We start from the raw sequence: 7780 nt of genomic DNA, 5'->3' as shown, positions 1-7780 counted from the left end.
ACGCAGCCCTGCGACGGAGTAGCGCCCATCGATTACATAGTCGGCCGGAATCGAGCTGCCGAACACGCGCAACTGCTGCTCGATAAGACTCCTGGTCGCATAGTCAAACAGCACGTCCACCTCGATGTCCCCGCGCCGTAAAAGCACGAGACCCTCATAGAGCCCCTCGAAAGCATGGGTGAGCAGCGGTTCCAGCTCGGCCTGCGCGAGAGGAGGCTCGAGCGTGGAGCGGTCAGCCGGATCCTCCACGGCATCCGGCTCGCCCGCATCCTGTGACTCCTGTGGCAATCCCCGCTCACGCTCATCCGAACGAGCTTCGCCAGCTCCTCCTGGTGCCCAAACGCAACCGACGCACCCGAGCACCGCTGCGATCACCGCGATCGCTTTCGCCGTCTTCATGATTTCCCCTTCGCACTCGACAACATTGGCGAGCACGATAGGGGGATCCAGCTTCCGGCGGTCGAATGTTATCCACAGGCACGGCTCGTTCGCGGCGCAGCGCAGAGGGGCGATGGGGCGATGCCGGGGTGCGTGACGCGGAGGGCGAGGCGGGCAAACTACGACCTCGCCGAACGCATGACTAGACCTGTCTATCCAATCGGTCGACGAACTCCTTCGCCTCTGCGAGCCCGACGCCGGTATCCTCGCGATGCTGCTTGATCGCACGGATCTTCTTGCCAGCTCGAACCCACTCGATCACCTCATCTGATGCGCCCATGGGATTCGCGGATGCTGTGTGCCCTGCGTCCGTCAGTGCGGAGCTGTGCGACAAAGGGGACGGCATCTCGAGAAGTCGATAGATTTCGTTGACGGCAGCTTCTAGCCGCTGGATCCGTAATTCTTGTTCGCGCTCATTCATGCAGGGCCTCCTGCACTGAGGGTACCCGCACGCGAAAGAGGGTGCCCATCGATCTCGACGGACACCCTCTAAATACGCTCTGCTAGCCCTGTGGACGCTGTGCGCGACGCGGGCCGCGGCGTCCTGCCGAACCCTGGCCCGCTGATCCCTGGCCTGCTGATCCCTGGCCCGCAGTACCGTAGGAACGCTGACCACCACGAGGAGCACCCGCTCGACCTGAGCCTCCGCGTGCGCCCTGCGCAGCACCGGCGCGGTTCTCATCGCGCTGGCGACGGGCGGCCTTCGCTTCCGGGCGACCGGAGCGATCCCTGCGCTGACGCCCTCCGTGATCGGCACGGCCGGCGGGAGCGGAACCACCGCGACCGCCGCGCGAACGACCGCGTCCCTGGCCGCCACCCTGCTGCTGCACGGGAGCGTTACCCGAACCGGGGCCTCCCGGAACCGGCTTCACGTACGGCGCCTCGGCGCCGACGAGAGCTTCAACGGAGGCAGAGTCAGCGCCGACCGCCTGGGCCTCGACCTTGATCGCCGCTTTGCGGAGCAGCGCGAGCGTGTCCTTGCGCTGCGTCGGCAGCATCACGGTCACGACGTCGCCCTCGCTGCCGGCACGAGCGGTGCGGCCGGAGCGGTGCAGGTATGCCTTGTGCTCCATGGGAGGGTCAACGTGCACGACGAGTTCGATGGCGTCGACGTGCACACCGCGCGCCGCGACGTCAGTGGCGACGAGCACGCGAACGCTGCCGTCGGAGAACGCCGCGAGGTTGCGGTCGCGAGCGTTCTGCGAGAGGTTGCCGTGCAGGTCGACTGCGGGGATGCCCGCTGCCGTCAGCTGCTTTGCAAGCTTCTTCGCCTGGTGCTTCGTGCGCGTGAAGAGAATCCGCCTGCCGAGCCCCGAGGCCAGTCGCTTGATCAGCGCCTGCTTGCGGTCGGCGTCGACTTCGAACAGGTGGTGCGTCATCGCCGCTACGGGCGAGTGCGCCTCGTCGACCGAGTGGAGCACCGGTTCGGTCAGGAACTTCTTGACGAGCACGTCGACGCCGCGGTCGAGCGTCGCCGAGAACAGCATGCGCTGACCCTGCGTGGGGGTCTTCGACAGGATGCGTGTGACGCCGGGCAGGAATCCCAGGTCGGCCATGTGGTCGGCCTCGTCGATAACGGTGATGTCGATCGCTTCGAGGCTGACGATCTTCTGGCTCATGAGGTCTTCGAGACGGCCCGGGCAGGCGACGACGATGTCGACGCCATCGCGGAACGCCTGCTCCTGCGGCCGTTGAGAGACACCGCCGAAGATGGTCGTGACGGTCAGGCCCGCCGCGTCGGCGAGCGGCTTGATCGTCGCGGTCAGCTGCGTAGCGAGTTCACGCGTAGGCGCCAGTACGAGGCCAAGAGGCAGGCCCTTGCGGCGATTGCCGCCCGCGAGCTCGTTCGCGAGACGCTGCACGAGCGGAATCGCGAACGCGAGGGTTTTGCCAGAGCCGGTCTTACCGCGGCCGAGCACGTCGCGACCCGCGAGCGAGTCGGGCAGCGTGTCGGCCTGGATCGGGAAGGGACTGGTGCGATCCATCGATGCAAGAGCGTCGACGAAACGCGGTGTTACGCCGAGGTCGGCGAAAGAAGGGGTAGTCATTGAGGTTTTTCTCCATGTTGTGCGACGCGCACGAGGGCAGACCGCTGGGGCCTGATCGAATGCGTCATCGCTGTCGGCGAGCGCGGAATGCCGCGGTCGTTCGCCGCAGTCAAGTGCTCGGAACCTGCGTGATAGGCAGGGAGCGAGTTCGTGATACGACGCTTGCGGCGACTTCGTGTCAACCGCAACTACCCACCCTAACAGGATTCGAAAAACTTCGAAACATGACGGTCATCCTTCGAAGTTTTTCGCATCCACAGGAGGACAATTTATCCACAGGGCGCTTGAAGCAGTGGCAGCGACGGCGCGCAACCGGGCAGAGTGCCTGCATGAACGACCCCACTCCTCCCGACTCCGAACGCCGCTACGAGGCCTGGATGCCCGAAAACGTGATCGACGCATCCGCCCGCATCTCGGACGCTCGAGACTGCGGGCTCGGGCAAGCCCGCATGTCGTCCAGCAAATTCGTTCGTCCCTTCCACGGTGTCCGGTCATTGACGGTCGCCGAAACTCCGCTTCAGCGGGCTCGGCAATACCTCTCGAAGCTCAAGCGTGAGCAATGGTTCGGAGGGATCACCGCGATGCGATTGTGGGGCATCCCGGTGCCGCATCGATGGGACGTCGCGGAACCGGTCCGGCTGGTGGTGCCTCACGACGCCTACCGCCCGTGCAGCCGTGGCGTTCGCGCTTCGGGCCTCGTGAAACGTCGCATCGTCGCGGCGAATCTGGACGGCCTCCGGTTACTGGAACCGGCTCAAGCGGTGCTCAGCGCTGCCGAGGAGCTCTCCATCGAGGACATGGTCGTCGCATTCGACGCCCTGGTCACCGATTCGGCGATATATCCGGGACGCCATGCAGCGCTAGGCACCTGGACCATAGAACAGATCGCGGCCGAGATCGCCGCGTGGGGCGGGGGATCAGCAGCGAAACGAGGGAAAGCCGCACTCGAATTTGTCAGGGTCGGTGTCGATTCACCGCAGGAATCGCGACTGCGGTTCGCGATCGTCAACGCAGGGCTGCCCGAGCCGGTGTTGCAGCACGAGATTGCCATCGACGGCAAGCTTCGCCGGCTGGACACAGCCTGGCCCGAATGGCGCGTGGGTGCCGAGTACGAGGGCGATCATCACCGCACGGATGCCGTTCAATGGCACGAAGACGTCGGGCGCGAACGCTCCATAAGTCTTCAGGACTGGCAGCTCGTGCGGGTCACCGCGCGCGACCTCCGCTCGGAACACCGCCCCTCGCTCATGAAAGCGTTCTGGCGCGCGCTCACCCGTCGCGGCTGGAACCCCGAGGATGCGAAAAACTTCGAAACATGACGGTCATCCTTCGAAGTTTTTCGCACCCAATGGGTGAGGGAGGTTGACACCGAGCCGAGGCCTGTGTCAGTGTATTATTCATCTAATACAGTGAAGCAAGGAGGGGCGAATGGAGTTCGACAGCTCGGCTCCGATCTGGCGCCAACTCGTGGATGAATTCACGCGCCGCATCGTCTGCCACGAATGGGCCCCCGGAGCGAAGCTCCCGGGCGTCCGCGAGATCGCGGCAGCACTCGGAGTCAACCCCAATACAGCGCAGCGAGCACTCGCCGAACTCGAACGCGAAGGGCTTTGCCGCTCCGAGCGCACGACCGGCAGGTTCGTCACCGAGAACCAGGATCGTATCGATGCCGCTCGCGCCGACCTCGCGCGCTCAGCGGCTGACACCTTCGTCGACCGTGCACTCGGGCTCGGCATGAGGAAGGCGCAGGCGAAAGCCCTCATCGAACAGAGATGGAGCAACCATGACAGTGACCAGACCTCAAGTGAAGGAGCCTGACGTGAACACAGGATCCCCAGCGCTCGTTCAGGCCAAGAATCTGAGCTATCGCTACGGCATGCTGACGGCGCTCGACAATCTCAACCTCGAGCTCACACCTGGAAGGGTCGTCGGCCTCCTCGGCGAGAACGGCTGCGGCAAGACCACCATGCTCAAGATCATGGCGGGAGTCCTCAGCGATTACGAGGGCTCGGTAACCATCGACGGGAATCCTCCCGGCCCGGCATCGAAATCGCTCGTGTCGTTTTTGCCGGATGTCAGCATCCTGCCGAACGGCGCACGCGCGAGCTACTGCATCGATCTCTACGACGACTTCTTCGACGACTTCAATCGCGAGAAGGCCCGCGACCTGATCGGTTTCTTCGGTCTGCAGGAAAGCATGCGCCTCAAGGAGATGTCCAAGGGGATGCGCGAGAAGGTGCAGATCGCACTCGCAATGTCGAGGGATGCGCGAGTGTTCCTGCTGGACGAGCCGATCTCGGGCGTCGACCCTGCAGCCCGCCAGGTGATCCTGGACGGCATCCTCCGAAATCTCTCCGAGGACTCGCTGCTCTTGATCTCGACCCACCTCATCCACGACCTCGAACCGATCCTCGACGGCGTCGTCATGATGCGTCACGGCAAGGTCATCCTGAGCGGTGACGCCGACGACCTTCGCGCGGAGCACGGTTCGAGCCTCGACAAGATCTTCAGGGAGACGTACCGATGATCGCAACACTGCTAAAACACGAATTCATCAGAACGCGCGGGATGCTCGCTGCCATCCTCGGCATCGGCGTGCTGCTCACGGTCGTCGGCACCCTGATGACGGCAACCGGCTGGATCGTCATCGCCGAGCTCGGCAGCATCCTTGCCTTCATCGTGATCTCGGTTCTGGTGCCGGCACTGCAAATCGGCCTCGCCTTTGATTTCTGGTTCTCGAGTTTCCGTCGGACGGGATACTTCACGCAGACCCTGCCGATCAAGGGCAGCACGATTTACTGGAGCAAGGCGCTCTGGGGCACCCTAATCACGATCGCAGGGCTCGGCATCTCGGTGTTGCTGAGCGCCATGTTCTGGGCGGCGCTCGGCCCGTCCATGATGATGAGCGGAAACCTGTTTGCCGAGATCGGGGCCCTGGCCGACTTCCTTCCGACCGGGCCGGCAGTGGCCATCGTCGCATTCGTCGTGATCTCGTATGTCGGGTGGCTCATGCAGCTGCTGTTCGCGGCGACCATCGGCAGCGGCAAAGCCCTCGGCCGACTGAGCATCGGCGGCCCCATCATCGTGTACCTCGTGGCCTACACGATCAGCCAGATCATTCTGCTGCTCGGGTTACTGCTCATCCCACTCGCGGTCGAAGTGACGGAGTCAGGAGCCCGGATCATCCAGGCGGGCCTGCTGAGCGAGATGCTCACGGAGTTGCAGTTGTCGTCCGCCCCCACCGAGTCGGCATCCGGAGGCACCGCGATCGTACCCCTCGGTTTCATCCCGCCGATGCTGCTGATCTACGTGGTCTCGATCTGGTGGTCGGTGCGAAATTGGAACAAGAAGATCGCCCTCGCCTGATCGCTCCACCCTAGGGAGCAAGACGCCTGTTGAGAGTACTTCTCGGCAGGCGTCTTGCTCCTGTTGTGAGTGATGCAGGACGTGAATGGCGTGGGATCGTTATCGGAGACTGACTCAAAAATTGCACCAACACTGACACCAGGGTGCGAAAAACTTCGAAACATGACGGTCATGTTTCGAAGTTTTTCGCACCCTTCGAGGGAGGCTCGTGAGTTAGGAAGTCGAGGTCAGTGTCAGCCGACAGCGGTCAGGGTCAGTCCGTCACTGTCGTCGGCAACCGCAACGAGCACATCGTCACCATCACGGATTTCACCGGCCAGCAGCCCCCTCGCCAACCGGTCGTCGATCTCGCGCTGCATCAGGCGGCGCAGCGGACGCGCACCGTACAGCGGATCGTAGCCGCGGTCGGCCAACCACTGCCGAGCCCCGTCGGTGACCTCGACGTGCAGGCGACGCTCCGCCAGACGCGCATCCAGGCCATCCAGCTGCACGTTCACGATCGCACCGAGCTCCTCCGGCGACAGCGCGTCGAAGATCACGATGTCGTCGAGACGGTTCACGAACTCGGGCTTGAACGCGCTTCGTACCGCCGACATGACACGCTCGTGAGCGTCTTCCGGCGACATCGTCGGGTCGACGAGGAACTGCGAGCCCAGGTTCGACGTCAAGATCATGATGGTGTTCCTGAAATCGACCGTGCGACCCTGCCCGTCGGTCAGGCGACCGTCATCGAGCACCTGCAGCAGCAGGTCGAACACTTCGGGGTGCGCTTTCTCGACCTCGTCGAGCAGGATGACCGAGTACGGGCGGCGCCGGACGGCTTCCGTCAGCTGGCCACCCTGTTCGTAGCCGACGTACCCGGGAGGCGCACCCACGAGACGGGCGACGGCGTGCTTCTCACCGTACTCCGACATGTCGATGCGCACGATCGCCTTCTCGTCGTCGAAGAGGAACTCTGCGAGCGACTTCGCGAGCTCGGTCTTGCCGACACCCGTTGGACCGAGGAACATGAACGAGCCGGTCGGCTTGTTCGGATCCGAGACGCCGGCGCGCGAACGACGCACGGCATCCGCGACGGCACGCACGGCACGACTCTGCCCGATCAGACGCTTGCCGAGTTCGGCCTCGAGCGCCAGCAGCTTCTCGGTCTCGCCCTGCAGCAGCCGGCCGACCGGGATGCCCGTCCACGCCGCGACGACGGCCGCGATGTCGTCCGCCGTCACCTGGTCGCCGACCATGCGGTCTTCTCCGCTGGCGACCGACTCGGCATCCTGCAGCTGCTTCTCGACGCGCGGAATGTCACCGTAGAGCACGCGGGAGGCGCGCTCGAGGTCACCCTCGCGCTGCGCACGCTCTGCCCGGATGCGCAGCTCATCGAGCTCTTCGCGTAGCGAACCGATCTTGTTCAGCGCCGAGCGCTCCCGCTCCCACTTCTCGTCGAGTTCGCTCAGCTGCGATTTCTGCGTATCGAGTCGTTCGTCGAGTGACGCGAGTCGCTCCTTCGACGCGTCGTCGGTCTCGCGAGCCAGCGCGAGCCGCTCCAGTTCCAGACGGTCGACACTCCGGCGAAGCTCATCGATCTCGAGCGGTGCCGAGTCGATCTCCATGCGCAGACGGCTCGCCGCCTCGTCGATCAGGTCGATCGCTTTGTCCGGCAGCTGACGGGCCGGGATGTAACGGTGCGAAAGGGATGCAGCGGCCACGAGGGCCGAGTCGGCGATGGTGACCTTGTGGTGCGCTTCGTAGCGTTCCTTCAGCCCGCGCAGGATCGCAACGGTGTCCTCCACCGACGGCTCCCCCACGTACACCTGCTGGAAGCGACGCTCCATCGCGGCATCCTTCTCGATGAACTCGCGATATTCGTCCAGCGTCGTTGCACCGATGAGGCGCAGTTCTCCGCGGGCGAGCATCGGCTTGAGCATGTTGGA

Annotated in this window: 8 protein-coding genes; 4 read left to right on the top strand and 4 right to left on the bottom strand. The window is 64.2% G+C overall.

The window, feature by feature from the left end; translation table 11 throughout:
- The 3 genes from Q0O95_RS12385 to Q0O95_RS12375 all read right to left on the bottom strand — a co-directional run.
- A partial coding sequence (locus Q0O95_RS12385) for a hypothetical protein (protein ID WP_293699168.1) occupies positions 1 to 399 on the bottom strand: 399 nt, incomplete at its 3' end.
- A gap of 181 nt (positions 400 to 580) precedes the next feature.
- The gene (locus Q0O95_RS12380) at positions 581 to 859 is read right to left on the bottom strand and encodes a ribosomal protein L7/L12 (protein WP_293699165.1); all 279 of its coding nucleotides are present in this window, start codon (positions 857 to 859) and stop codon (positions 581 to 583) included.
- An 82-nt stretch (positions 860 to 941) separates the two neighbouring features.
- A complete protein-coding gene (locus Q0O95_RS12375; RefSeq protein ID WP_293699162.1) occupies positions 942 to 2486 on the bottom strand; it encodes a DEAD/DEAH box helicase in 1545 nt (514 codons plus the stop codon).
- Positions 2487 to 2815: 329 nt separating this feature from the next.
- Here Q0O95_RS12375 and Q0O95_RS12370 point away from each other — a divergent pair, with 329 nt between their 5' ends.
- The 4 genes from Q0O95_RS12370 (at position 2816) to Q0O95_RS12355 (ending at position 5852) form a co-directional block, all read left to right on the top strand.
- Positions 2816 to 3805: a hypothetical protein gene (locus tag Q0O95_RS12370; RefSeq protein ID WP_293699159.1), complete on the top strand. Its 990-nt coding sequence runs from the start codon at positions 2816 to 2818 to the stop codon at positions 3803 to 3805.
- 109 nt (positions 3806 to 3914) lie between these two features.
- A complete protein-coding gene (locus tag Q0O95_RS12365; protein WP_293699157.1) occupies positions 3915 to 4304 on the top strand; it encodes a GntR family transcriptional regulator in 390 nt (129 codons plus the stop codon).
- 1 nt (position 4305) lies between these two features.
- Positions 4306 to 5013 carry an ABC transporter ATP-binding protein gene (locus Q0O95_RS12360; protein WP_293699154.1) on the top strand — a complete coding sequence of 236 codons (708 nt, stop codon included), beginning with the start codon at positions 4306 to 4308 and terminating at the stop codon, positions 5011 to 5013.
- Positions 5010 to 5852: a hypothetical protein gene (locus tag Q0O95_RS12355; protein WP_293699151.1), complete on the top strand. Its 843-nt coding sequence runs from the start codon at positions 5010 to 5012 to the stop codon at positions 5850 to 5852. The genes Q0O95_RS12360 and Q0O95_RS12355 overlap by 4 nt, the downstream gene beginning before the upstream one ends.
- 233 nt (positions 5853 to 6085) lie before the next feature.
- Here Q0O95_RS12355 and Q0O95_RS12350 read toward each other — a convergent pair.
- Positions 6086 to 7780, bottom strand: a 1695-nt coding sequence (locus tag Q0O95_RS12350) for an AAA family ATPase (RefSeq protein WP_293699148.1), incomplete at its 5' end; no start/stop codon positions are given.

The organism is uncultured Agrococcus sp., from assembly GCF_945915485.1.
Classification (GTDB): domain Bacteria; phylum Actinomycetota; class Actinomycetes; order Actinomycetales; family Microbacteriaceae; genus Agrococcus.
The sequence above is the reverse complement of the archived record's forward strand: the minus strand, read 5'-3'. Positions and strand labels throughout refer to the sequence as shown.